Raw genomic sequence first — 23,275 nt, forward strand, 5'->3', positions numbered from 1 at the left:
AGTCACCCTTACAAGTGTAAGCCCGCCTTACGCTCGTAAGGCGCTAGCGAAAGGAGATCACAATGCCGATGCCGAGATGGTGGGGACACGTCAACAAGCGAGTGTTCAATCCTCGCGCGATCTCGAGCGGGAAGCGGCCGGTACTGACACACGTCGGACGCACATCCGGCACGACCTACCGGACGCCTCTCGACGCCTATACGGTCGACGGCGGCTACGTCTTCATCCTGCCCGAGGCTGCTCCGCATCACCGAGTACCTTCGGATGGATCTGATTACTGCCTGAGGCTGCCCGTCACGCGAGGATCTCACGCACTGCGGACCTGACTTCCTCCATGCCGCAACCGGATTCGATCAGTTCAGTACCCGAATGCACCAGCGAGTTGATCAGCTTGGCGGTGAGCCTCGGGTCCGAGACGCCACGAAGACGGAGGGCCTCGACCAGAGGAAGCACAAGACTGTCGTGCATTTCCATGATCCGCGAATCTCGAAACGTTTGCGGGGTCAGTGTCGCCAACGCTCCGACTATCGCATGCTCCCCGTCGGCAACCAGTTGGAGGTTTGCTTCGACGTACGCCCATACCGGATCGTCGGCGCCTGCCATCGACTCGACGATCTTGTCGTTCCAGCGCGGGAACATGTCTTCGACGACGGCGCTGAGGAGATCTTCCCGGGACCGGAAGTAGTGGTAGGCACTCGATCTGGCGAGCCCGGCCTTCGCTGCCACCTCACCGAGCCCCGGCGGCCGGTCCGGGGCCTCGGACAGAAGAGCGTGTGCAGCGTCGAGGAGGGCGCGGCGCTGAGCAGCACGATGCTCGACCACAGTGGGCGCATCGATCCTCGGCACCGAATCTCCTCCAGTCCCCTTGCGGGCTTACTCGCTCTGACGCAATCGACCGTCAACCATTTCGAGGATGCGGTCGCAGTGCCCGAGCACGTCGTGATCGTGGGTCACCATGATCGTAGCGACGCCTGCCTCGTGAGTTTCGCGCGAGAGCAGTTCGACCACCTCATGGCTGCGTTTGCGGTCGAGAGCAGCCGTCGGCTCGTCGACGAGCAGTAGCGAGGGATTGCTCATCAATGCCCGAGCGATACCGACACGCTGGCGTTCACCACCGGAGAGTTGACCAGGTCGACGATCTGCACGGTGACTCATACCGACCGAGTCGAGCAATTCCTCGGGATCGCGACCCGGACGCCCCGTGAGCTTGGGAATCAGCCGAAGCTGATCGCGCGCCGTCAGTGCTGGAATCAGATTGCCGGATTGAAAGACGAAGCCGACCTTGTCTCGTCGAAGTTTGGCCAGGGCGCGGGCCCGCATCGCCGACACGTCGACGCCGTCGATGGCAATCGTTCCACTCGACGGCCGACCGAGTCCGCCGGCCACAGCGAGCAAGCTGGACTTTCCAGCGCCTGACGGCCCGACGATCGCGACAAGTTCGCCGCCCAAGACCTCGAGGTTCACGTTGTCGAGGGCGAGCACGGTGGAGTCACCGTCACCGAATCGAAGACTGACAGCGGTCAATACCAATCCGGTAGTGGTCTTTTCGACTGTGGTCATCGGTTTTCTCCCAATGCGGTGAGCGGGTTGACACGGGTAACGCGGACGATGGCAACGGCTGCGCCGACCAGCCCGAGTACCGCCAAGAGCACGGCGCCGTTGACGACAGGGCCGGACTCGAGGGCGAACGGCATCCCCCCGCCTTCGAGTCCCGAACCGAGCCCCAAGCCCAGCAACACACCGATGCCGATGGAACCGAGCAGCACTACCAGTGCCTGCGCCATGCCGTCACGAAGCAGGAAGCCGGTGGAGGCGCCCATCGCGCGCAACACTGCGAGTTCACGACCACGCTGAACCGTCCAGATACTGAAGAATGCACCGACCACCAGCGCGGAGATCGCGTACAGAAACGCCTTGATCATCGACATTGTCATCATTTCCGCGGAGAAGCCTGGTGAGGAGTCGAACGATTCCTCGAGCGTCTTGGCGGACGTTCCCGCCGCCGCATCGCCCGACACGAGGTCCGGCAACGCGCCACCAATGCCCCGAATCGCAACAACACTCGCTTCGGAATAGGCACTGGCGTTGGCGGTTTCGCCGATCTTGGCACCGGCGTGAACCTCCTGCCAAGTACGCAGGGGCAGGTAGGCCACGTCAACGTGACCGAAAGTGCGCTTGTCTTCGGTGAATCCGACAACTGTCAGCTCTGTACCGAGTCGATCGAGTATCACGGTGTCACCGATCGCAACACCATCATCACGGAAGGTAGAGCTGACGATGATGTCCGTGTCGGCTTGCAGTCCCCTCCCGTCGGCGGAGACTGGCTCGAGGAAGGAGCCAGGTTCGATGCCGAAAAGAGTGAGATCGACGGGAGTGCCACTGCGAGTTTTTGCATTGACGATCATGTTTCCGAACAGTTCGGCGTCTTGGACATCCGGTTGCGCGCGCCATGCCTGCGCCTGCTCTTCGGTGACGACCGAGCGCGAAAACGCCGAGTCGGCTTTGGTGTCCGGGGCGAAGGCAAACGCCTGGATCGGCGTCCGCTGCAAAGCGGAGACACCGTCGTTGACCAGGCCGGACGAGAGGCCGGACAGGATCACCATCAAGATCGAGATGAGGGCAACCACGGCGCCCATCAAGAGGAATCGGTTTCGCGCAAACCACAGTTCACGCAGGGCGAGGAACATTCGGGAAGCTCCAAAGTCGTCGGTGCGAGTCACGCCGACTTTTATCGACGCCTTGTCGAAATCATATCGACAAGGCGTCGAAAAATTATGTGAGGTGCGTTACTACGATTTGTAGTAGGCGCCTCGGGGCAGTGAGCGCCGAATCAGCCCACAATGCCCACCGGTCGATCTCCCACAATCGAGATTCGGTCCATCACACGTCTCGCAGGGAAGTAGTCGCTGGCTGCATAGTGCTGGCACGTTCGGTTGTCCCAGAAGGCAACGGTATTCGGCTCCCACTTGAGACGGACCTGAAACTCCGGACGGTTGACGTGTCTATAGAGCATCGTGAGAAGCTCGTTCGACTCCTCTTCGGATACCCCCAAGATTTTCTGCGTGAAGGTCATGTTGACGAACAACACCCGCCTGCCGCTTTCGGGAATGACCCGAACCACCGGATGTTGCACAGCGGGGAACTTCGGACGCAACATCTCGACCGCATCCGCCGGCATCGACCTCCCGAACGAATTGATCCAATCATGTTCTGCAACAAGCGGGTCGATACGCTTCTTGACGTCCTCCGGAAGTAGATCGTAGGCAGCAGCGGTGTCAGCCCACAATGTGTCACCACCCACCTCGGGCACCTCGACTGCACGAAGCACGGCAGCAAACGATGGAAACTCGTGCCACGTCACGTCGTTGTGCCAGTTGTTCTCGACGCCGCCGACCATCGCATCCTTGGCCAGCGTCGTGACATCGACGTCCGTCTGCCCGGGCTGCGTGTACTTGAAGAATGGATGCTGTTCTAGATCACCCCAACGCTCGGCAAAAGCTCGATGTTCCGCTCGGCCCAGGTCCTGATCCCGGAAGAAGAGGACTTTCCATTCGAGGAGAGCTCGGCGGAGTTCCGCAATCACGGCATCGGACAGGCCCCCGCTGAGTCGAATACCGGAGATCTCCGCTCCGATCGTCGGCGCGACCGCCTGGACTGCAAAGTGTTCGTACGGTGCCGGATCTACCGACTCGGGATTCCGGCGAGCAACGAGTGGACCGTAGGCAGCAAGCGGATCGGTGGGGATCGGAAAGATTGTTGCCGCAGGTAAAAGGGTAGCCATCGGGGCACTTCCTCGGAATCGACGATGTCGTAACGGACGAAATCCAGATTAAGGCTATGTCCTTAACGTGTCAACGGTCACGTTCTCTGCGCGAACCTTGACCCTGACGCCGCGTCAGGGTTGGAGAATGGTTTCCACAGACGGAATCCGAATCGACAAACGGGAGGGCGAGGCGATGATGACCATCGGCGAGCTGGCGAATCTGGCCGGCACCACTGTCAGATCCGTTCGCTACTACCACTCGAACGGACTTCTCGAAGAACCACAACGCCAACCCAACGGCTACCGCATGTACCGGGCGGTGGACCTGGCACGACTGAGCCGCATTCGCCGCCTGCGCGATCTGGGGATTCCTGTTGCCAAGATCGCCGAACTGCTCGACGGCGACGCTCATGACACCCGGTCCGCACTCGACGCACTCGACAAGGAACTGGCAGCTAAAGCCGAACAGATCGCGGTTCAGCGTGCTCACATCGAGTCGCTTCGCCGCAACGCCGACCCCGAACTACCCGATGCATTTTCGGAAGTGCTCGCACAGTACGTCGTTGCGGGTGCGCCGACAGCGTGGATCGACAACGAGCGCGAACTCCTGATCCTCGCGCTCACGGTCTCCGGGGGTGATCCCGAAGTCTGCGATTCACTCCTGAGCGCACACCGCCGGGCGTTGGCGGAACCGAACCGCGAGCAGGCAATCGAATTGATTACTCGCATGTACGCCCTCACCGAGGCTCCGGCGGACGCCGACACGATTGCGGCCCTTGCCATTCAGTTCTGCGATTTCACCGAGAGAGTGCTACCCGAACAGGCTGCTCCGGAGGGCCCTTCACCCACGCGGCTGGTAGCGGTACTGCGCGAACACCAAGCGGATCGACGAACCGTCACCCAGGAAAGATTCGCGAAGGCTGTGGCTGCGGAGTTCGCCGACCGCCAATCCCGACTCTGAACCCCGACACCGAATCCCCACATCAGAAGTGGGGCGATCAATGCTGCCCGAAGCGGGCCCGACCCAAGGACACGACAATGACTGGATCCATCATGCCCAGATCACGCTTGCCTCGACCACGAAAGTGGCTGGCTACCACAATCGCCGCTGCCGCGCTCGCGGTACCTGCATTGGCGGCGTGCTCGGATCCTGCTGCTCCGCAGGAAGATCCACAATCGAATCTCAGCGCGTTCTACGACCAGGATGTCGAGTGGGGGCCATGCGCCACAGACACCGGAACGTCGAAGGCAAGCGACTGTGCAATGGTCACAGTACCTTTGGACTATTCCGCCCCTGACGGTAAGACGATCGAAGTGGCGATCTCGCGGGTCGCGTCCACCGACCCCGCGCAGCGACGCGGGATCTTGCTCACCAACCCTGGCGGCCCGGGCGGCCGAGGACTGGGATTGCCCGAGATTCTGAATGCGGGCATGACACCGGAAGTCGCAGCGGCATACGACGTCATCGGCATGGACACCCGAGGACTCGGCAAGAGCACACCGATCGACTGCGGCGTCGAGCAGATGACATGGATGCGTTCGCCGGGTATCACGGATGAGGGGTGGAACGAGAGTGTTGCGCTCGCACGCGAGGCCGCCGACACATGCTGGGACAAGTACCCGGACTATCTGCCGCACATCAATACTCAGAACATCGCCCGCGATCTCGACCTGATTCGCGGTGCCCTCGACCACGAGAAAGCGTCGTACTTCGGGTGGTCTTACGGCACATATCTGGGTGCAACCTATGCTCAAATGTTCCCCGACAGGATCGACCGTGTGGTTCTTGACAGTGCACCGGACCCGAAAAAATACGGATACGAAATGTTCCAGGACATGGGCCCGGCCAACGAGAAGGCTATCGACGGTTTCTCGCGGTGGGCAGCAGAACACAACTCCACCTATGCACTCGGATCGACACCGGCCGAGGTTCGAGCCCTCATCGAAAAGCTGATCTCGGACGCTGCCACCACTCCGATTCGGATCGGTGACTACGCCGTCGACGATCACGTCCTTCCATTCCTGATGTACGTCAACGGAACCGGCGACACCGAGAAGGAGAGCGAGGCATTCGCACAGGTACTGGTTCAGTTGCGCGATCTCGCCGCCGGTAAGACCGTCGAGAACATCCATCCCCAGCTGACGGGACTGATGCAGGCGTGGTTCCAGACCGAGTTGGGAACCGGCCCTGACTATGCCGGAACAATCGCCATTGTCTGCGGAGACGTATCGATGCCGAGCGATCCCCAGTGGTACCGCAACAAGTTGGAGGAGCACCGTGATGATCAGCCGATCTTTGCCGGCACGCACAACACGATCATGCCCTGCGCATTCTGGCGCAGTGAGGCCCCGACGCGGATCGACATCGACAACAACGTTCCGACGTTGCAGATTCAGGCAACCGGTGACACCCGCACGACGTACGACGAAGGTCTCGGCATGCATGAAGCGATGAAAGGATCACGGCTCGTGACAGTTCCAGGCCGCACACATGCGGTGTTCCCCGGCTACGCGAATACTTGCGCAAACGCCGCCGTCAACTCGTACCTACTCGACGGCACACTGCCGGCAGAAGACGTGGTGTGCGAGTAGTGATCTCAACCAGCCAGCTCGCTCTTGATCTCGTTCTTGAGAACTTTGCCGACCTTGGAGCGAGGTAGATCGTCCCAGACGATGACTTGCTTCGGAGTCTTCACACTTCCGATGCGAGACTTCACGAAAGCCATCACCTCGGCGCCGTCGATGTCTGCGCCGAGGTGTGGCTGCACCACGGCCACAACGCGTTCGCCCCACTTGTCGTCCGGCAACCCGATCACTCCGCAGTCCTGAATCCCCGGATACGCCATGAGTGCCTGCTCCACCTCGACCGAATAGACGTTGAAACCGCCGGTGATGATCATGTCCTTCGCACGATCGACGATGAACAGGAAATTGTCCTCGTCCAGGTACCCGATGTCGCCGGTGTGATGCCAGCCGTGGGCTGACGCTTCCGCGGTCGCGTCGGGGTTCTTGTAATAGCCCGCCATCACCAACGAACTGCGGATCACCACCTCACCACGCTCACCACGCTCACCACGGTCGAGCAGTGCGCCTTTGTCGTCCATGATCCCCACGGTCACCAACGGCGACGGTCGACCGGCCGAGGAAAGTCGCGACGTTGCGACAGTGCCGTCCGGGCCGAAATGTTCCTTCGGTGACATCGTCGAGATCATCATGGGGGCTTCACTTTGCCCGAACAGCTGAGCCATGACCGGGCCGATCTTGTCGATCGCCTCCTCGAGCCTGGTCGGGGAGATCGGTGCCGCGCCGTACCAGAAGCACTGCAACGAGCTGAGATCCGTGGCTGCAAGACTCTCGTGCTCGAGCAACATGTAAATGAGCGTCGGCGGCAGGAAGGTGTGAGTCACCTTGTGCTTCTGAACGTTCGCGAGGAAGTACCCGAGGTCGGGCTTCGGCATGATCACCACTTCGCCGCCGAGGGCCATAATCGGGAAGCACAGAACACCGGCGGCGTGAGTCAACGGCGCCAACGCCAGATACACCGGGCGTCCCTCGAACGGATAGCTCATCAAGGTGATGGCCGTCATCGTCTCGATGTTGTGCCCGGTCAACATCACTCCCTTGGGCCGACCAGTTGTACCACCGGTACCGACCAGCATCGTGACATCATCGGGTGCAACGACATCGAGTTCTTGTTCCCCGAGCCAGCTTTCGAGGGACTGAGCTGAATCCCATTCGCCGTCGATACAGACGAGCGTCACCAGCTGGGGAAGCGCATCCTTGATCTGGTCGACGAGCGGCGCATAGGACTTCTGGAAGAAGAGAGCGCGACAATCGAACAGGTCCAACAGGTCTCGGTTTTCCGCAGCTTCGTTGCGAGGGTTGATCGGGCACCAGACCGCGCCAGCCCTACTGATACCGAATACGCAGGAGAACGAGATCGGGTCATTGCCGGACAGAATCGCGACCTTCTCGCCCGCCGCGATGCCCGAAGCCGCGAGCGACGCTGCGAAGCGTCGGCTGAACTGTTGCACCTCGCTGTAGGTGAGAGTGCGCTCCCCCATCGTCAAACACGGTGCGGTGGAACCCAGAGAGGCTCCCTTGTCGAGATAGTCGGTCAAACGCATGGGGAGCCTCCAGGGCGGGGCTCCCGGCGCGATGCACGCCGGGGGCCGTGAACATGATGACGAGGGCGACGAACTAGGCGTTGATAGTTACTTCCGGTTCCAGAGCCAGCCCAAAACTACGTAGCGCGCCGAGCAATTCGCGATGGCCGAACGCCTGGCAGGCCGAGGCAAGCCCGGTCCTCTTGGGCGCCTGCTGAAGCAACGAATGCGCTGCATAAGCGTGCAGGAGGCCCGTCTGCTTGTAGTTGCAGTTTCCGTGGATCACGACGTGCGAGCGACCCAGCGGTCCCGACGCGTAGACGGAGTCGAGTGAGGTGTTGATGCGCGGATTTTCACGAGGGGGCATACCCGCCTGAACCGAACCGGCGATCTCGGCCAAGGCGGCTTCCTGCTCGTCGGCGGGCAGGGTCTTGATCTGCTCCTCCACGATCTTCTGTGTCGCGACAACACCTTCCATCACGGTGCGGTCGAACACCCCACCCGCAGCCTTGACGTTGGAAACTCGCGGATCGTTCTTGAACCACACCGGGTGGCAAGTTCCGCCCCACGGCAACGCAAGCGCAGTTTCGTGTTGGCCGGGAACGACGACGTCGAAAGTCTGGCCGGGCGCCCACTGCACGTACTTGTTCTGCTCGAGGTAGTACCAGTTCGCCTTGAGGATGGTGAAGATCGTCTGAGTGGAGGCGTAGGTGGGAAATCCCTTCCACAGCACGAGAATGTCGAGCGTATCGAGACCCGGCGTTTCCAGTGCGATGTTGGCCGCGATCTCACCGGTGGTGTACATCTGCGCGATACCGGGCGAGAGAAGCAGACCCTTCTCCTGGTACTTGTCGCCGAATTTCCCCTGGACGTCGAGTACCCAGTCCTGCTCACCTGTGGTGTCCATGTAGTGGCAACCGGCATTCAACGCAGCCTCGACGACGGTGCCGCCAAGCTTGATGAACGGCCCGACCATGTTGCTGACAACCTGTGCGCCGGTGAACAGTTCAGTGAGCGCCTCGACGGTGTGCTCGACCTCTACGACCTCGTGATCGACGGTGTCCAAACCGGGGATCTTGTCGAGGACCTCTTGGATGCGAGCCGCGTCGCGACCGGCTGCGATGAACGGGATGTTGAACTCGCGCAGGTATTCACACACCAGACGGCCGGTGTACCCGGAGACGCCGTAGACGATGACTGGCTTCTTTTCGGACATGTTCGTGGAACCTTTCGAAGACGTGAGGAGGGTGTACGTACGAATGGGGAGGACAGTTACATGCCCATGCCACCGTCGACCGGTAGGCCGATTCCGGTGATGAATCGCGCGGCGTCGGAGGACAAGAACACCACGGCGTCAGCCATGTCGTTCACTTCACCAAGGCGGCCGAGCGGGGTGAGACCGATGACGTCGCCGACTGCCGCTTCGGCACTGGGCCACAGGCCGAGCTTCTCCATGTCCGCCGCGAGTCCGAGACCCATCTCCGTGGCGACGAGGCCCGGGTAGATGCAGTTGACGCGGACCCCGTAGCCGAGCTTGCCCGACTCGGCGGCGGCAACTCTGGTGAAGCGATCGACCGCGGACTTGGTCGCGGAGTATCCACTGATCCCGGGAAACGGAATGGTTGCGGCCACTGAAGAGATGTTGATGATGGAGCCGCCGGTTCCGGCTACGCCACCCGGACGCATGCTGCGCAGTCCGTGTTTGGTTCCGAGCGCCGTGCCGAGGATGTTGACCTCACACATACGGCGGATGTCGCCCGGATCGAGGTCAACCACCAGCGAGGAAATCTCGATGCCTGCGTTGTTGACGAGGATGTCGAAGCCGCCGAGAGTCTCCGCGGTGGCGGCGACTGCCTCTTCCCAGTTGGCGTCGTCGGTGACGTCCAGCTTTACGAAGCCGGTCTTGACTCCTCCCGAACCAACAGCCTCTGCGGTGGCACGACCTTCGTCTTCGAGAACGTCGCCGATCATCACTGACGCTCCCGCCTTTGCCAACGCCTCAGCCATTCCGGCTCCGAGCCCCTTGGCACCACCTGTGACCAGTGCTTTTCGTCCATCGAGATCAAACACGCTCATTTTCGACTGCCTCCATGACTGAAACGACTCTCGCGATGCCACCGTTCACAGCGACGCTGCCAAGTGGTGTGAGTCACAGAGTATTCAACTTTGGACGAGTGTCAAGAGAATTCTTGACGATTGTCAAGATTTTGTTACACGCTCGTCAAAGACTAAGGGTTACACTGATTCGGACGCGGCGATCGTGCCGCTGTGAAAACCGCAGGGAACAGGACGTGCCATCATGACCACGACAGTCGAGAAGCCAAGTGGGGCAGGAAAAAAGGCGGTTCCTGCTTCTTCGGAGAAGCGGTCCAACGCCGACAAGGTGTCACGTCGCCAGGTCGACAAGTTCTCCGAGCGACGCGATCAACTGGCCGAGGCTGCACTGCAAACGCTGGCCGAACTGGGTTACGCACGCACGAGCCTGCGCGAAATCGCCCAGAATTCGGAGTTCTCACACGGCGTTCTGCACTACTACTTCAGCGACAAAGTCGACCTGATCACCCACTGCGTGCGCCACTACAAGGCGCGCTGCGTCACCCGCTACGACGGCATCGTCGCCACCGCTCAGACGCCGGAGGAACTGAAAACCGGGTTCGGCGCGCTGCTGGCGGAGACCATGATCGAAGAACCGACGATGCACCGCCTCTGGTACGACCTGCGCGCGCAGTCGATGTTCGAGGAGTCGTTCCGAAGCGACGTGGCCGCGATCGACGAGAGTCTCGAAAACATGATCTGGCGCATCGTTTCTCGCTACGCCGAGCTTCTCGACGTCGAAGCATCGGTCACCTCGCCGGCGATGTACGCGATCTTCGACGGTTTGTTCCAGCAGAGTCTGCTGCGCCATCTGTCCGGTGATCAGACTGCTGCGAACTATCTTTCGGAGAGCGTCCAGCAGATGCTGCCCCTGGTCGTGCCCACACCCTGAATCAGCGGGCAGCGATGCCTTCCGCGACGTACCTGGCTCCGCGATCGAATTCGCCGACCACGTCGTAATCGGCGTCTTGCCGCCAGAAGCGGACCAACGCCCCGTAGGTACCACCGATCATCTGCGCGAGAAACAGCGGCGGGTAGTCCGATCTCACTTCGCCGGCTTCGATACCGGCAGTGACGATCCGCAGAAGTTCCACGTGGAACCGATGATCGTGGGCCGCCCCCGCTCCAGAGGAGGCGAAGTCGCGCTCGAGTTCTGCAGTCACCATGCGCAGATAGCGCGGATGCATGATCGCTTGCTGCGCAAAGTCCTGAAAAATCCGGGAGATGCGATCAGAAGTCGGCATCGGCGATTCCATGAGCTGATCTACCAGTGCCGCAAGCTGATCGAGATGATCACTGTGCAGCGCCTCGAGGACCGAGTCCTTGCCCTGGAAGTAGTTGAAGAAGGTGGCTCGCGACACCTCGGCTCGCTCGGCGATGTCGTCGACGGTCGTGCTGGCGAAACCCTGCGCCGAGAACAGAATTCGAGCAGCCGAGAGCAACCTGTCGTTGGTGTCGCGCTTGTTCTGTTCTCGTTTGGAAATCACGTCGACCTGCCTTTCTCCGCCTCAGCACACAGTCTTCGCCACAGTCCGGAATGTGTCCAACGTCCGCCCCGTCAGGTAACGCACCACCCCTTCGATAGATGGACTACAGTCCAATTATGTCGACTGTTTCCACCGAACGCCACGACCGCGTCCTCATCGTCAGGATCGAACGCGAAGAACGTCGTAACGCGATCAATCGCGAAACTGCCGAGGGAATCGAAGACGCACTGAACCTTCTCGACGACGACCCATCCCTGTGGGTCGGCATAATCACCGGAACCCCCAACATCTTTTGCGCCGGAACCGATATCCGCGAACGCGCCGACCTTCGTATGCCCCGCGGCGGTGAGTACGGCGTGATCCGGCGTCAGCGGAACAAGCCCCTGATTGCTGCCGTCGAGGGATACGCACTGGGTGGAGGTTTCGAAATCGCTTTAGCCTGCGATCTCATCGTCGCCTCTGCCACAGCACAATTCGGCCTTCCCGAAACCAAACGCGGTTTGGTTGCGACGTCCGGTGCACTCTTTCGGGCGCCTCGGACACTCCCGATCAACATCGCCCGCGAACTCCTGATCACCGGCCGCACACTCGATCCCATACGGGCCAGGGACCTCGGCGTCGTCAACGCAGTCACTGCGCCAGGAAAGGCATTCGACGAGGCGTTGGTGATGGCGGCCGAGATCTGCGATTCCTCCCCAACCTCGGTGAGCTTGAGCCTGAAGGCGATCGACGCACTCTACGCCGAAGCCGATGCCGTCGGATGGAACGTCACCGACGATGCCAAGGAAGCAGTGTTGCGTTCCCCAGACATCGCCGAAGGACTCGACGCCTTTGCGGGTCGTCGGACACCCCGATGGAGCGGACTGCCGCCCGCATGAGCGACCACGATCCGAGACAGATTTCCTACAGGGCTGGTCGGAAAGGGTGTGAACCGGTTACAGTCTCTTCCGTGACGGGAATTGGCGCATACGAGACGGGCACGCTGCTGACGCGGCGACGCCATGTCGATTTTGCGCACGTCTGTACATCCGGGTGTCCGATCTACTGATCGGACCTACGACGTGAGCGCCGCTCACGTCGATTCTCGTATGTACACCCAGATCAGGGGACATTCCTGTCATGACCACCGCTTCCATCTCGCACCTGAGTTCCGTCGTAGCAGCCAACGCCGACGCCATCGACAAGGACACAAGCAAAGCGCACGTCGTCTTCAAGGCTTCCGCTCAGGCACACGACGCCGTTGCCAGCACCATTTCTCTCGGTAAGTACAGCGTCGAGGTCGACGAACCGCCGGCCCTCGGCGGCGCGAACACCGCAGCCAATCCTGTCGAGTACTACCTCGCATCCCTGCTCTCCTGCCAGGTGGTTACCTACCGCGTGTGGGCGGACAAGCTCGGTATCGCGCTCGACGACATCTCGGCCAGGGCAGAAGGCGACCTCGACGTTCGTGGATTCTTCGGCTTCGACGACGCCGTCCGCCCAGGTTTCTCCGAGGTCCGCGTCGTGGTGACCCTGACCGGCCCGGAAACTCGCGAGCGATACCTGGAGTTGCAGGAGGCGGTCGACGCCCACTGCCCCGTACTCGATCTCACCCGAAATCCCGTCCCAGTGCATACAGTCGTCGAAACCGCCTGACCCGCACCAACCCACCTTCACCACGGAGTATGAATTCATGAGCGAGAACACCCCCGTCGACACCGATCCGACCGCCGATTGGTCATTCGAAACCAAGCAGGTTCACGCCGGACAGGGCCCGGACAGCGCGACCAACGCTCGGGCGCTTCCGATCTACCAGACCACCAGCTATGTCTTCGACAGCACCGACCATGCGGCGGCGCTCTTCGGCCTCGCCGAGCCAGGCAACATCTACACCCGCATCATGAACCCGACGCAGGATGCCGTCGAGCAGCGCATCGCCGCCCTCGAAGGCGGGGTCGCGGCTCTGCTGGTTGCGTCGGGTCAGGCCGCCGAGACCTTCGCGATCCTCAACATTGCCGAGGCCGGCGACCACATCGTCTCCAGCCCTCGTCTGTACGGCGGCACGTACAACCTCTTCCACTACACGCTGCCCAAGCTGGGTATCACCGTCGACTTCGTCGAAGACCCGGACAACCTCGAGCACTGGCGTGCAGCCATCCGTCCGAACACGAAGGCGTTCTACGGCGAAACCATCTCCAACCCCAAGAACGACGTGTTCGACATCCCCGGCATCAGCGCAGTCGCCCATGAGCACGGCATCCCCCTGATCGTGGACAACACGGTGGCAACTCCTTACCTCATTCAGCCGCTGAAGCACGGCGCTGACATCGTCGTCCACTCCGCCACCAAATACCTTGGCGGACACGGCACCGCGATCGCCGGCGTCATCGTCGACGGTGGCACCTTCGACTGGACGCAGGGTCGCCACACCAACTTCACCACCCCGGATCCCAGCTACCACGGCGTCACCTTCGCCGATCTCGGTGCACCCGCCTACGCCCTCAAAGCACGCGTTCAGCTTCTGCGCGACCTCGGTTCGGCCATCGCACCGTTCAACGCCTTCCTCATCTCGCAGGGCATCGAAACCTTGAGCCTGCGCATCGAGCGCCACGTGTCCAACGCCCAGAAGGTCGCGAAATTCCTCGAGGGCCGCGCCGAAGTCACGTCGGTCGCGTACGCCGGACTGGAATCCTCACCCTGGCACGAGCGCGGAAAGCAGCTGGCACCCAAGGGAACCGGCGCCATCGTCGCGTTCGAGCTCGCCGGTGGAGTCGATGCAGGCAAGAAGTTCGTCAACGCACTGACGCTGCACAGCCACGTCGCCAACATCGGTGACGTTCGCTCACTCGTCATCCACCCCGCCTCGACGACGCACTCGCAGCTCACCCCCGAGGAACAGCTCGCTTCGGGCGTCACCCCGGGACTCGTCCGCCTCGCGGTCGGTATCGAAGGAATCGACGACATCCTCGCCGACCTCGAAACCGGTTTGGCAGCAGCAGCTTCCTGATCAAGCACACGAAAAAGCTCGGTCCCGACAAGCGTCGGGACCGAGCTTTTTCGTTGCGCCAGAACTAGCTCTTGGGAGTGAACGCGGCCAGCGGTTCACTGTCGGACCAGTCGTGGCCCCAGTAGCTGTCCGCCGTGATTTCCTCAGCGGTGTAGAAGGTTTCGTCGACAAGCATGCCTTCGCAACCGAACTCGAGATCCCAGCCACCCGGTGCGCGCACGTAGAACGACACCATCTTGTCGTTCGTGTGGCGACCCAACGTCGAGGAGATCGAGAAGCCGAGCTTGGCAACACGATCGAGAGCCTGACCTACCGCGTCGAGAGTCTCGGCTTCCATCATCAGATGCACGAGACCGGGCTCGTCAACCGGCGGCGCCGGGCATAGCGCCAGGCTGTGGTGGCGCGAGTTGACACCCATGAAGCGAACGCGGCGAGCCGGCGGCGGTGCATCGATACCGCCGAGACGGATGGAACCGCGCGGGAGGAATCCGAGCACCTCGGTGTAGAAGGTGTACGCCTCGTCGAAACGCGTAACTGGAAGCACCACATGGCCGAGGCCCTGATCGCCGGTGACGAAACGGCCGCCGTGCGGGGTGACCAACGGGCTGTGGTCGAGCACCGGTCCGAAGAAGACCTCGACGCGATTGCCGTTGGGATCGTCGAATGCGATGACCTGCTCGGCATCGCGGTAGCTTGCGTCGACCTCGGAGAGGACCTCGACCTCGACTCCGGCCTTCTCTACTGCTTCACGAACGCGCTGGAGCGCGAAATGATCTCGCACTTCCCAGCCCACTGCGAGGGCCTTGTCGGTCTCACCGGGCAGGACGATCAGTCGCGCACGACGCTCGTCCAGGCGCAAGTAGAGGCCGTCGGCTTCTGGGCCACTACCGACCGCGAGGCCGAGTCCGTCGACCACGAGCTCGCGCCAGCGAGCCACGTCCTGCGTCTGGATCCTGAGATACCCCAGGCCCCGAATTTCAGTCATGCCTAACCGTCCTTGCTTCGAGAGTAATTGTGGGACTAGATCATCGAGCGGTGGATGCCTTGCGGTTCGCCACCGAGCTGCGAGAGCGTCGACGCATGGAAAATCGAACCGGGTACGTGGATCGCATGCGCCAAACCGGCATGCGCATCACGCCAGAACCGCTGCATCGGCGTGTTCAACTGCAAAGCGCCACCACCGGAACGAGCAAAGATCTCGTCCACCGCGCGCACCGCCCGCCACGCCGCAGCAGTCTGCGTACGCCGACCGATCGCACGAAGCTCGAACGAAACTTCCTGCCCCTTCTCCGTCATGTCCCAGAAACGATCCACCGTCTCCAAGATCGCAGCCCGAGAAGCAGCGATCTCGGCCGCCGCCTCACCGATCGCGAACAGCACGTACGGATCTTCCTTGATCGGAACACCACTGACCGTCACCCGCTCACGCTGCGCCGCCATGTTGCACGCCAACGCACCCTCGGCGATACCGATCAACGACGAGGTGATTCCCAGCGGGAAAATGCACGAGAACGGGAACTTGTACAACGTCTCCGTACGGCCCGCTTCCTTCCACGCCGTCCCGTCGTACACCTTTCCGGCGTCGATCGTGCGGTAGGTGGGCAGGAACGCGTCCTTGACGATCAGGTCCTTCGACCCGGTTCCGCGCAGGCCCACGACATTCCAGCTGTCCTGGTCGATGTCGTAATCGGAGCGCGGCAGCAGTACGTGCAGGTGCTTCGGCGGCATCAACGGCTTACCGGACTCGTCACCGACCATCGCGCCGATCATGATCCAGTCACAATGATCGGTACCCGAGGAGAACGACCAGCGACCATTGAGGATGTAGCCACCCTCGACCGGCCTCGCCACGCCCATCGGCGCATACGGTGACGCCATCCACGTATCGGGATCGGTTCCCCACACCTCTTCCTGAGCCTTGCGGTCGAAGAACGCAAGCTCCCACGGATGAACACCGACGATGCCGCTGACCCAGCCGGTGGCACCGTCCATCGCGCCGATAGCCATTGCCGTCTCGGCGAATTCACGCGGATGCGCCTCGAGGCCTCCGAACTCCTTCGGCTGGAACATCCGGATGACGCCGGAGTCGCGCAGGCGCTTCGCGCTGCCGTCCGTCAAGCGCATCAGCTTGTCGCCCTCGACTCCGTCGGCGCGGATCTCGTCGGCGAACTGTGAGATGTTGTCCAGAACCTGACCCATGATTTTTCCGGCTTTCTGGTTTCGCTACCCGGCGAGTGCCTGGGCAGAATGAAAATCTGTTGGTGAAACGGTGGCAGGTAGCCCGCCGAAGTGCAGAAACGCTTCCCGGTGAGTGGGAGCACCCCCTGTGCGCCTTTTTGGTAGTGGGAGCTACCAAAAAGGCGCACGGGGGCGAAGCCCCTTACTTGCCTTCTGGACGCGTCAGGAATGCCAGAACGGACGCGACCCAGGCGTCACGGGCCTCGATCATCGTCCAGTGTCCGCAGTTGGGGAAGATGTGAACTTCGCCGTTGGGGATGTCGCGCATCGGCAGTATCGCCATGTCCACGGGGCTGACGCGGTCGTCGCGTCCCCAGGTCAACAGCGTCGGCGCCTTGATCTTGTTCAGCTGCGCCCAGTACGGCACGGCGGTCGACGCAGCGGCAGCCGCGCCCATGGCGGCCATGGCCTTGCTGCTGTACATACGTCGGGCGATCTCGAGCGTCGTCGGCTCGGTGGCCAGGGCCCAGCGCTCTTCGATGAGCTGCTCGGTGACGACCGCGCGGTCGAAGACCATCGAGTGCAGCCACCGGACCAGTGCTTCGCGGGTGGGGTTGTCGGTGAACTCCATGAGAAGTTTGATGCCTTCACCAGGGCCGGGAGAGAAGGTGTTCTTGCCCATGCCGCCGATGGTGACGAGCTTGCTCACCCGGTGTGGTTCGTCGATCGCGACCTTGGTGGCGACGATGCCGCCCATGGAGTTGCCGATCATGTGGACAGGTCCGAGGCCGAGGCCGTCGAGGAACATCCCCACCGATGCCTGCGCCATCATCATCGGGTGGTCGGGGCCGGGATCGCTGACGCCGAATCCGGGGAACTCGAGAACGTAGCAGTGGAAGTGCTCCGCGAAGTCCGCGAGAACGCCGCGGTAATTACGCCAACCGGTGACACCGGGGCCCGAACCGTGCAGCAGCAGGAGCGGCGGGCCGTCGCCGGCTTCGTGGTACCGGAGCACACCGAGATCGGTCTGCAGTTCCTTCAGGGTTCCCTCGTAGCTCAGTTCAGTCGTCATGGTCCGAACGGTGCCATCAGTGCCGCTGAGCTGCTATGACTCGTCCCGATCAGCGAGACAAGTCGATCTAAATACGTCAGATCCAGTGGTCGGACGACGCTGCCAGCAGGCGATCCATCGTCTCCGCCGAGAACGTATTGGTCGGAACGGGAGGCGTCTTGCGGCCGCGGCGAGGAGCGCCCAGTTCGGGGTACAACGTCCGCGAGACCTCGCGAGCCGCGTCGACGACCAGCGGAGCAACTCGCTCGAGCTGAGCGGTCCGCATGTCACCACACAACGCGATGCTGCCGACGGGACCCTCGTGTCCGCGAATCGCCGACGCCACACAAGCGACCCCACGCGCCGACTCACCGCGCTCGAAGGCCAGTCCCCGACGCTGACGGATCCGGTTCAGTTCCTGATGGAGCACCGCGACGTCGGTGATCGTGTTCTCGGTGCAGCGGGGAAGACCCGACCCGAACAGAGCGTCGACACGCTCGGGGTCGATCCACGCCAGCATCGCCTTGCCGCCGGCCGTCGAATGAGCGAGCACTCTGCCGCCGACGCGGGACGGTAACGCCGCGGCGAACCGCCCGCCGACCTTGTCGAGGTAGACGCTCTCGCGCCCGTCGAGCACCGACAGATGAACAACCATGCCGGTCTGCAGGTGCAGTTCGTGCAGAAGCGGCGCTGCGGCTTCGCGGATCTGGCTGTGGCCGCCGTCGCCACCACCGAGGCCGAGCGCGCGGCGCCCGAGGCAATAGCCGAACGATGCGTGATCGACCCAGTCCAGCTTGACGAGCTGATCGAGAATGCGGTGGACGGTGGACCGCGGCAACTGAGTGCGGCACGCGACCTCTTCCAGCGTCAGCCGCGCAGCGCGGCCGTCGAAGGCGTCGAGAATCAGTGTCATCCGCTCGACCATCGACGGCGGCAGATCCTTCTTGGGTTGCTCGGCGGCGGTCTGGACGGTGGACAGTGTGTCGTTCATGTCAACGATGGTCATGGACGCCTCCCGAAAACTGGAATTGATTCTACCGACTATAACCCAGGTCACAGTTTCTGGAAAGTGAATCAACCTTTTCGATCCCGATCAGCGGTAATTCACCTGCCTCCGCGTGAGCGGGAGGGTTATAAACGCCCGATGCACCTGGGAATCGTCACGCCGGTCCTGATTCAGCACCCGAGCACGCGTTCGGAGTGGGAGGCGAGCGCCGACATCGGTGAGATTGCCACAATTGCGGCCGCGGCGGATCGACTCGGTTTCCACCATCTGACCTGCAGTGAACATGTGGCGGTTCCAGAGGAGATCGCCACCGAACGTGGCGGAACCTACTGGGATCCGCTCGCCACCCTCGGTTTTCTCGCCGCACGTACGTCACGAATCCTGCTGGCGACGCAGGTGCTGGTACTGGGTTATCACCACCCCCTCGAGATCGCCAAGCGCTACGGAACGCTTGATCGCGTCAGCAACGGACGCTTGATACTCGGGCTCGGAGTGGGGACTCTGAAACAAGAATTCGATCTCATAAATGCTCCGTTCGTCGACCGAGGAGCGCGTGCCGACGACGCTCTCGCCGCACTTCGAGCATCACTGTCGACTCCGACTCCGGAGTATCACGGCGAGTTCTACGACTACTCCGGATTTGTCGTCGAACCCCATGCCGTCCAGAAACGTGTGCCCCTCTGGATCGGCGGCCGGACCAAGAGATCGTTGCGCCGGGCCACCACACACGGCGACGGGTGGGTGCCGTTCGGGCTGCGATTCTCCGAACTGAAGGAAATGCTCGACGCCACGACGCTCCCCGACGGATTCGACGTAGTGCTTCCCGCCGGTGCGCCGCTCGATCCCCTCGGCAATCGCGAATCCAGCGTCCGCGCCTTGACACGCGTCCGCGACGCCGGGGCGACCATCGCCAGTTGCTCGATCAGCGCCAGAAGCGCAGAACACTACTGCGAACAACTCGAGGAACTTCACCGAATCGCCTTCGCCGAGGGCTTCGCTTTCACCACCCCATGATTCGTCAACCTTCCTACGCAAAGGACGTACCGATGACCGACTCGACCGCCCTGATCGAATCCCTGCTCGCCCGAGTGGAATTGCTCGAGGACAAGCTCGCGATCACCGAGCTGCTGACCACGTACAGTCCCGCCGTCGACAGCGGATCAGCCGACCAGGTCGCGAACCTGTGGCTCGAGGACGGTGTCTACGACGTCGACACCGGCGCGATGCACGGCCGCGGCGAACTGCGGGCCATGGTTCACAGTGCCTCTCACCAGAACTGGATCATGAACGGCGCGGCTCACATGATGACGCCCGCGCACGTCCGCATCGACGGCAACAAGGCCGTCGCTACCTGCCATTCGCAATTGGTGATCAAGGATCCCGAGAACCCGACGGGGTTCAAAGTCCTCCGCATCACGGCAAACCGTTGGGAGCTGATCAAGACGGACGGCGAGTGGAAGGTCGAGCTGCGCACCAACGCCCTCCTCGACGGCCGACCCGAGGCTCGCGCCCTGCTGGCCGCCGGAGTGACGGCCTAACCCCCTGTGCGCGGTTAAGGACCCTCTGCGGTCACTGACCGCGCACAGCTGTTGAAAGTTCGGCTACCCGAACTCTATAGTTCACTTATTCGAACCAACAGGTCCGAGTACGTGTGACCAGGAGACCGATGAGCACCAGTACGCAAGAGCCGACGACTCCGCGCCGACGACCTACGGGGAGATCCATCGCTCTGCTCGGTCCGGCGTTCGTCGCGGCAATTGCGTACGTCGATCCGGGCAACGTCGCCGCCAACCTCACAGCCGGCGCGAAGTACGGCTATCTCCTAATCTGGGTGCTCGTCCTCGCCAACGCGATGGCCGTCCTAGTGCAGTATCTGTCCGCGAAACTCGGGTTGGTCTCCGGCAGATCCTTGCCCGAAATGCTGGGTCAGCGCCTGCGTAAGAACAACCGTCGCGCGTTCTGGCTCCAGGCCGAGATGATGGCGATCGCGACCGACGTCGCCGAAGTCATCGGCGGCGCCATCGCACTCAACCTGCTCTTCAACATCCCGCTCTTCCTCGGCGGACTGATCACCGGATGCGTGTCGATGGTGATCCTGACGATCCAAAGTCGGCGCGGACAGCGCACTTTCGAGTTCGTGGTCATGGGATTGCTGGCCATCATCACCATCGGCTTCCTGACCGGGCTCGCCTTCACCGACGTCTCCGGGAGCGAAGCAGTCGCGGGACTGGTCCCCCGCTTCGAGGGAACCGAGACCGTACTGCTCGCCGCCAGCATGCTCGGAGCCACGGTCATGCCGCACGCGATCTACCTGCACTCCGCGTTGGCGCGTGATCGCCACGGCCACATCAAACCCGGGCCACGGTTGCAGCGACTACTCAAAGTCACCCGCTGGGATGTCGTCGTCGCCTTGATCATCGCCGGTGGCGTGAACATCGGCATGCTGCTTCTGGCCGCTTCGGCGCTGCGCGGAGTACCCGGCACCGACACCATCGACGGTGCGCATGCCGCGATCGAGAATTCGCTCGGCCCGGGCGTAGCCGTGGTGTTTGCGATCGGCCTCCTCGCCTCCGGACTCGCGTCGACCTCCGTGGGATGCGCGGCCGGCGCCGAGATCATGCATGGTCTTCTGGCCATTCGCATTCCGGTGATCACACGCCGAATCGCCACTCTCATCCCGGCACTGATCGTGCTCGGACTCGGCGTCGACCCGACGCTGGCACTCGTGCTCAGCCAGGTGGTCTTGAGCCTGTGCATCCCCTTCGCGATCATCCCGCTGGTGCGAATGACCTCGGACCCCGAACTCATGGGCGACGCGCGCAATGCCCCGCTCACGACCGTCGCGGCGTGGATTGCGGCGGGCTTGATCGTTGCACTCAACGTCGCTCTGCTGGTTCTGACGGTGACAGGCTAGAGCACCGGAGCCACCCAACGCGTCCCTCACAAACGCGCTGGACGGCTCCGGCCGGACTAGGAGACTTGCTCGGCGAGAGTGGCCTTGGCCCAGCGATAGTCGGCCTTTCCGCTGGGAGAACGCCTGATCGACGGAACGTTCATGACGGTGCGCGGCACTTTGTACCGAGCGACCTGCGACGCGCAATGCTCACCGATCTCGGCAGCGTCCGGGACGTCGAAGCCTTCGCGGGTCGTGATGACCGCAGCGACGCGCTCACCGAACTTCGCATCCGGAATTCCCGCGACCAAAGCGTCGAGCACCGCCGGGTGACTCTTGAGCGCCTGCTCGACCTCTTCCGGATACACCTTCTCCCCGCCGGTGTTGATGCACTGAGAACCACGTCCCAGCAAGACGATCGAGCCGTCGGCTTCCACGCGTCCGACGTCGCCGAGCACCGACATCCGCACCCCGTCGATCACCGGGAACGTAGCCGCGGTCTTGACCGGATCATTGAAGTAGCCGACAGGCACGTGACCACTGCGAGCGATGTAACCGGTCTCGGGGGATCCGGGCTCCAGCGGCCGCATCCTTTCGTCCACGACGCGGGTCTCGTCGCGAGCGGCGATGCGCATCAGGCCGTCTTCGCCGATCTCGAGATTGCCGTCGACGCCCGACTCCGAGGAGCCGAATCCGTCGCGGATCACCAGGTTCGGAAGTATCGACTTGAGCTGCTCCCGCAGTGAGAGCGAGAACAAGGCTCCGCCGGACGAGACCATTCCGACCGTGCTGAGGTCGTAATCTGCTGCGTTCGCAGCCAATTCGTCTGCGAGCGGACGCGCCATCGCATCTCCGACGACGGTGATGGAGACGGCCTTCTCACTCCCGGCGAGCTGCAGGGTCGTCTTCGCGTCGAACCGCGCCATCAGAATTGCGTTGCCACCCATGAAGAATCCGGTGAACAGCGAGTACGACGCCGCACCGTGCATCAGGGGTGCAGTGCTGAGCATGTTCATCGCGGGCACGTTCGGGACCGCGGCGTACAGAGCTTCAGCGGTGGTGTGCGGCGGACCGAACGGATTTCCTCCGGTGAGCGCCGCGAAGTAGAAGTCCTCGTGACGCCACATGACGCCCTTGGGCATACCCGTCGTGCCGCCGGTGTAGATGACAAAGAGGTCGTCGTTGCTGCGGGGCGCGAAGTCACGAGTGACGGACTGCTCCGCGGCAGCGTCGGCATATCGAACGATGTCGACGCCTTCGATATCGCGGACGGCTGACTCGCCGACGACAACGACGTGTTTGATGCCGGGTGCGGCCGGGAGAACCGCCTCCACGACGGAAATGAACTCCTCGTCCACGATCAGTGCTACCGACTGCGAATCGTTGTACAGGTAGGTCAGTTCGGCGTCGACGTAGCGATAGTTGACGTTGATCGGGACCGCTCGGATCTTGAGGCAACCGAGCAAACTTTCCACGAACTCGATGCTGTTGCGCATGTGCAGAGCGACGTGATCGCCCGGCCCGACACCGACACTCGCCAAGTGGCGGGCAATGCGGTTCGATCCTTCGTCCAGTTCGATGTAGGTGCGACGACGGCCATCGCACACGAGCGCCGTGCGGTCCGGAATCAAATCCGAAATGCCCTCGTACAGATCTGCCAAATTCAGTGACACTACTGGTGCCTTCCTTGATGTCCGGCCCGGTGAATTCG

Annotated in this window: 23 protein-coding genes; 10 read left to right on the top strand and 13 right to left on the bottom strand. The window is 62.2% G+C overall.

The features are described 5' to 3' along the window. Nucleotides 1-62 precede the first annotated feature (62 nt). Complete coding sequence (locus R4P65_RS05765; RefSeq protein WP_317825785.1) at nucleotides 63-326, top strand: hypothetical protein; 264 nt, start codon at nucleotides 63-65, stop codon at nucleotides 324-326. On the opposite strand, the gene R4P65_RS05770 is transcribed toward R4P65_RS05765, so the two are convergent. The 4 genes from R4P65_RS05770 to R4P65_RS05785 all read right to left on the bottom strand — a co-directional run bounded on the left by R4P65_RS05770 (nucleotide 295) and on the right by R4P65_RS05785 (nucleotide 3,781). Further along, on the bottom strand, nucleotides 295-846 hold the full coding sequence (locus tag R4P65_RS05770) for a TetR/AcrR family transcriptional regulator (RefSeq protein ID WP_317825786.1): 552 nt from the start codon (nucleotides 844-846) through the stop codon (nucleotides 295-297). The two genes, R4P65_RS05765 and R4P65_RS05770, sit on opposite strands and share 32 nt — an antisense overlap. A gap of 27 nt (nucleotides 847-873) precedes the next feature. Continuing rightward, entirely contained in the window at nucleotides 874-1,560 is a 687-nt protein-coding gene (locus R4P65_RS05775; RefSeq protein WP_317825787.1) for an ABC transporter ATP-binding protein, read from the bottom strand. Beyond that, nucleotides 1,557-2,687 (bottom strand): ABC transporter permease, encoded by a 1,131-nt coding sequence (locus tag R4P65_RS05780; RefSeq protein ID WP_317826131.1) that lies wholly within the window; start codon nucleotides 2,685-2,687, stop codon nucleotides 1,557-1,559. The genes R4P65_RS05775 and R4P65_RS05780 overlap by 4 nt, the downstream gene beginning before the upstream one ends. 143 nt (nucleotides 2,688-2,830) lie before the next feature. Continuing rightward, nucleotides 2,831-3,781, bottom strand: a complete 951-nt coding sequence (locus R4P65_RS05785) for a TauD/TfdA dioxygenase family protein (RefSeq protein ID WP_317825788.1) — start codon at nucleotides 3,779-3,781, stop codon at nucleotides 2,831-2,833. Nucleotides 3,782-3,908: 127 nt separating this feature from the next. Here R4P65_RS05785 and R4P65_RS05790 point away from each other — a divergent pair, with 127 nt between their 5' ends. Further along, the gene (locus R4P65_RS05790) at nucleotides 3,909-4,724 is read left to right on the top strand and encodes a MerR family transcriptional regulator (RefSeq protein WP_317825789.1); all 816 of its coding nucleotides are present in this window, start codon (nucleotides 3,909-3,911) and stop codon (nucleotides 4,722-4,724) included. 77 nt (nucleotides 4,725-4,801) lie between these two features. Further along, a complete protein-coding gene (locus tag R4P65_RS05795; RefSeq protein WP_317825790.1) occupies nucleotides 4,802-6,355 on the top strand; it encodes an alpha/beta hydrolase in 1,554 nt (517 codons plus the stop codon). A 5-nt stretch (nucleotides 6,356-6,360) separates the two neighbouring features. Here R4P65_RS05795 and R4P65_RS05800 read toward each other — a convergent pair whose 3' ends face one another. From R4P65_RS05800 to R4P65_RS05810, 3 genes are all read right to left on the bottom strand, one after another. Continuing rightward, nucleotides 6,361-7,890 carry an AMP-binding protein gene (locus R4P65_RS05800; RefSeq protein ID WP_317825791.1) on the bottom strand — a complete coding sequence of 510 codons (1,530 nt, stop codon included), beginning with the start codon at nucleotides 7,888-7,890 and terminating at the stop codon, nucleotides 6,361-6,363. 73 nt (nucleotides 7,891-7,963) lie between these two features. Beyond that, complete coding sequence (locus tag R4P65_RS05805; RefSeq protein ID WP_317825792.1) at nucleotides 7,964-9,085, bottom strand: DUF5938 domain-containing protein; 1,122 nt, start codon at nucleotides 9,083-9,085, stop codon at nucleotides 7,964-7,966. A gap of 56 nt (nucleotides 9,086-9,141) precedes the next feature. Continuing rightward, a complete protein-coding gene (locus R4P65_RS05810; protein ID WP_317825793.1) occupies nucleotides 9,142-9,945 on the bottom strand; it encodes an SDR family NAD(P)-dependent oxidoreductase in 804 nt (267 codons plus the stop codon). Between the two features lie 223 nt (nucleotides 9,946-10,168). On the opposite strand from R4P65_RS05810, the gene R4P65_RS05815 reads away from it, so the two are divergent. Continuing rightward, a complete protein-coding gene (locus R4P65_RS05815) occupies nucleotides 10,169-10,855 on the top strand; it encodes a TetR/AcrR family transcriptional regulator (RefSeq protein ID WP_317825794.1) in 687 nt (228 codons plus the stop codon). A 1-nt stretch (nucleotide 10,856) separates the two neighbouring features. On the opposite strand, the gene R4P65_RS05820 is transcribed toward R4P65_RS05815, so the two are convergent. Next, complete coding sequence (locus R4P65_RS05820; RefSeq protein WP_003940428.1) at nucleotides 10,857-11,450, bottom strand: TetR/AcrR family transcriptional regulator; 594 nt, start codon at nucleotides 11,448-11,450, stop codon at nucleotides 10,857-10,859. A 116-nt stretch (nucleotides 11,451-11,566) separates the two neighbouring features. On the opposite strand from R4P65_RS05820, the gene R4P65_RS05825 reads away from it, so the two are divergent. The 3 genes from R4P65_RS05825 (at nucleotide 11,567) to R4P65_RS05835 (ending at nucleotide 14,436) form a co-directional block, all read left to right on the top strand. After that, on the top strand, nucleotides 11,567-12,328 hold the full coding sequence (locus R4P65_RS05825) for an enoyl-CoA hydratase-related protein (RefSeq protein WP_317825795.1): 762 nt from the start codon (nucleotides 11,567-11,569) through the stop codon (nucleotides 12,326-12,328). A gap of 241 nt (nucleotides 12,329-12,569) precedes the next feature. After that, nucleotides 12,570-13,085, top strand: a complete 516-nt coding sequence (locus tag R4P65_RS05830; RefSeq protein WP_230815236.1) for an OsmC family protein — start codon at nucleotides 12,570-12,572, stop codon at nucleotides 13,083-13,085. Nucleotides 13,086-13,122: 37 nt separating this feature from the next. Beyond that, the gene (locus R4P65_RS05835) at nucleotides 13,123-14,436 is read left to right on the top strand and encodes a bifunctional o-acetylhomoserine/o-acetylserine sulfhydrylase (RefSeq protein WP_230815235.1); all 1,314 of its coding nucleotides are present in this window, start codon (nucleotides 13,123-13,125) and stop codon (nucleotides 14,434-14,436) included. A gap of 64 nt (nucleotides 14,437-14,500) precedes the next feature. On the opposite strand, the gene bphC is transcribed toward R4P65_RS05835, so the two are convergent. The 4 genes from bphC to R4P65_RS05855 all read right to left on the bottom strand — a co-directional run bounded on the left by bphC (nucleotide 14,501) and on the right by R4P65_RS05855 (nucleotide 18,671). Next, nucleotides 14,501-15,421, bottom strand: a complete 921-nt coding sequence (gene bphC / locus R4P65_RS05840; protein ID WP_230815234.1) for a biphenyl-2,3-diol 1,2-dioxygenase — start codon at nucleotides 15,419-15,421, stop codon at nucleotides 14,501-14,503. Between the two features lie 35 nt (nucleotides 15,422-15,456). Beyond that, nucleotides 15,457-16,635, bottom strand: coding sequence for an acyl-CoA dehydrogenase family protein (locus tag R4P65_RS05845; RefSeq protein WP_003940250.1), 1,179 nt, complete (start codon nucleotides 16,633-16,635; stop codon nucleotides 15,457-15,459). 181 nt (nucleotides 16,636-16,816) lie between these two features. Continuing rightward, nucleotides 16,817-17,686 carry an alpha/beta fold hydrolase gene (locus R4P65_RS05850; RefSeq protein WP_019745379.1) on the bottom strand — a complete coding sequence of 290 codons (870 nt, stop codon included), beginning with the start codon at nucleotides 17,684-17,686 and terminating at the stop codon, nucleotides 16,817-16,819. A gap of 76 nt (nucleotides 17,687-17,762) precedes the next feature. Further along, nucleotides 17,763-18,671, bottom strand: a complete 909-nt coding sequence (locus R4P65_RS05855) for an IclR family transcriptional regulator (RefSeq protein ID WP_317825796.1) — start codon at nucleotides 18,669-18,671, stop codon at nucleotides 17,763-17,765. A gap of 138 nt (nucleotides 18,672-18,809) precedes the next feature. Here R4P65_RS05855 and R4P65_RS05860 point away from each other — a divergent pair, with 138 nt between their 5' ends. The 3 genes from R4P65_RS05860 (at nucleotide 18,810) to R4P65_RS05870 (ending at nucleotide 21,585) form a co-directional block, all read left to right on the top strand. After that, on the top strand, nucleotides 18,810-19,685 hold the full coding sequence (locus R4P65_RS05860) for a TIGR03619 family F420-dependent LLM class oxidoreductase (protein ID WP_230815231.1): 876 nt from the start codon (nucleotides 18,810-18,812) through the stop codon (nucleotides 19,683-19,685). 32 nt (nucleotides 19,686-19,717) lie between these two features. Then, entirely contained in the window at nucleotides 19,718-20,209 is a 492-nt protein-coding gene (locus R4P65_RS05865; protein WP_317825797.1) for a nuclear transport factor 2 family protein, read from the top strand. 128 nt (nucleotides 20,210-20,337) lie between these two features. Next, nucleotides 20,338-21,585, top strand: coding sequence for an Nramp family divalent metal transporter (locus R4P65_RS05870; protein ID WP_317825798.1), 1,248 nt, complete (start codon nucleotides 20,338-20,340; stop codon nucleotides 21,583-21,585). 56 nt (nucleotides 21,586-21,641) lie between these two features. Here R4P65_RS05870 and R4P65_RS05875 read toward each other — a convergent pair whose 3' ends face one another. Continuing rightward, a complete protein-coding gene (locus R4P65_RS05875) occupies nucleotides 21,642-23,237 on the bottom strand; it encodes an acyl-CoA synthetase (RefSeq protein ID WP_317825799.1) in 1,596 nt (531 codons plus the stop codon). Nucleotides 23,238-23,275: the final 38 nt, after the last annotated feature.

It is taken from the genome of Rhodococcus sp. IEGM 1318 (assembly GCF_033142465.1).
Lineage (GTDB): Bacteria > Actinomycetota > Actinomycetes > Mycobacteriales > Mycobacteriaceae > Rhodococcus_F > Rhodococcus_F qingshengii_B.

Excerpts from the sequence above, each read along its gene's own strand:
- R4P65_RS05765 (WP_317825785.1), top strand. The coding sequence starts at position 63 with ATGCCGATGCCGAGATGGTGGGGACACGTCAACAAGCGAGTGTTCAAT.
- R4P65_RS05775 (WP_317825787.1), bottom strand. The coding sequence starts at position 1,560 with ATGACCACAGTCGAAAAGACCACTACCGGATTGGTATTGACCGCTGTC.
- R4P65_RS05780 (WP_317826131.1), bottom strand. The coding sequence starts at position 2,687 with ATGTTCCTCGCCCTGCGTGAACTGTGGTTTGCGCGAAACCGATTCCTC.
- R4P65_RS05785 (WP_317825788.1), bottom strand. The coding sequence starts at position 3,781 with ATGGCTACCCTTTTACCTGCGGCAACAATCTTTCCGATCCCCACCGAT.
- R4P65_RS05790 (WP_317825789.1), top strand. The coding sequence starts at position 3,909 with ATGGTTTCCACAGACGGAATCCGAATCGACAAACGGGAGGGCGAGGCG.
- R4P65_RS05795 (WP_317825790.1), top strand. The coding sequence starts at position 4,802 with ATGACTGGATCCATCATGCCCAGATCACGCTTGCCTCGACCACGAAAG.
- R4P65_RS05800 (WP_317825791.1), bottom strand. The coding sequence starts at position 7,890 with ATGCGTTTGACCGACTATCTCGACAAGGGAGCCTCTCTGGGTTCCACC.
- R4P65_RS05805 (WP_317825792.1), bottom strand. The coding sequence starts at position 9,085 with ATGTCCGAAAAGAAGCCAGTCATCGTCTACGGCGTCTCCGGGTACACC.
- R4P65_RS05810 (WP_317825793.1), bottom strand. The coding sequence starts at position 9,945 with ATGAGCGTGTTTGATCTCGATGGACGAAAAGCACTGGTCACAGGTGGT.
- R4P65_RS05815 (WP_317825794.1), top strand. The coding sequence starts at position 10,169 with ATGACCACGACAGTCGAGAAGCCAAGTGGGGCAGGAAAAAAGGCGGTT.
- R4P65_RS05825 (WP_317825795.1), top strand. The coding sequence starts at position 11,567 with ATGTCGACTGTTTCCACCGAACGCCACGACCGCGTCCTCATCGTCAGG.
- R4P65_RS05830 (WP_230815236.1), top strand. The coding sequence starts at position 12,570 with ATGACCACCGCTTCCATCTCGCACCTGAGTTCCGTCGTAGCAGCCAAC.
- R4P65_RS05835 (WP_230815235.1), top strand. The coding sequence starts at position 13,123 with ATGAGCGAGAACACCCCCGTCGACACCGATCCGACCGCCGATTGGTCA.
- bphC (WP_230815234.1), bottom strand. The coding sequence starts at position 15,421 with ATGACTGAAATTCGGGGCCTGGGGTATCTCAGGATCCAGACGCAGGAC.
- R4P65_RS05845 (WP_003940250.1), bottom strand. The coding sequence starts at position 16,635 with ATGGGTCAGGTTCTGGACAACATCTCACAGTTCGCCGACGAGATCCGC.
- R4P65_RS05850 (WP_019745379.1), bottom strand. The coding sequence starts at position 17,686 with ATGACGACTGAACTGAGCTACGAGGGAACCCTGAAGGAACTGCAGACC.
- R4P65_RS05855 (WP_317825796.1), bottom strand. The coding sequence starts at position 18,671 with ATGACCATCGTTGACATGAACGACACACTGTCCACCGTCCAGACCGCC.
- R4P65_RS05860 (WP_230815231.1), top strand. The coding sequence starts at position 18,810 with ATGCACCTGGGAATCGTCACGCCGGTCCTGATTCAGCACCCGAGCACG.
- R4P65_RS05865 (WP_317825797.1), top strand. The coding sequence starts at position 19,718 with ATGACCGACTCGACCGCCCTGATCGAATCCCTGCTCGCCCGAGTGGAA.
- R4P65_RS05870 (WP_317825798.1), top strand. The coding sequence starts at position 20,338 with ATGAGCACCAGTACGCAAGAGCCGACGACTCCGCGCCGACGACCTACG.